This is a genomic window from Streptomyces sp. URMC 126 (assembly GCF_051386555.1).
Lineage (GTDB): Bacteria > Actinomycetota > Actinomycetes > Streptomycetales > Streptomycetaceae > Streptomyces.
On record NZ_JBPQTX010000737.1, the window covers coordinates 1 to 315 of the forward strand.

Annotated in this window: 1 pseudogene; it reads right to left on the minus strand. The window is 76.5% G+C overall.

What is annotated here, in order from left to right:
- Window positions 1-315: pseudogene (locus ACSNOK_RS33685) on the minus strand (hypothetical protein); the annotation flags it as partial.

Genomic DNA, 315 nt, shown 5'->3' on the forward strand with positions numbered 1-315 from the left:
GGACATGGCGAGGGGAATCTCCACCGGTTCCCCGGCACCCGTCTCCCCGGTGAACTGCGCCAGGTCCACCGTCATTCCCGACAGGACGCCGTCGCGCAGCGCCAGCTCCGCCGTGACCCGCCGGTCCGGCGCCCGCTCCAGCCAGGAGAACCCGATCCCGTCGAAGCGGTCCTCCAGGGGGGCCAGCGTCCGTGCGAGGCCGTCGGCGGCCTCCCGGGCCGGGAGGGTCACCCTGACGCGCTCGGTGCCGTCCGCCCGCCCGGCGTCCCGCAGGACGGCGTGGTCGTCCAGGGCCCGGCGCACCGCGCCGATCAC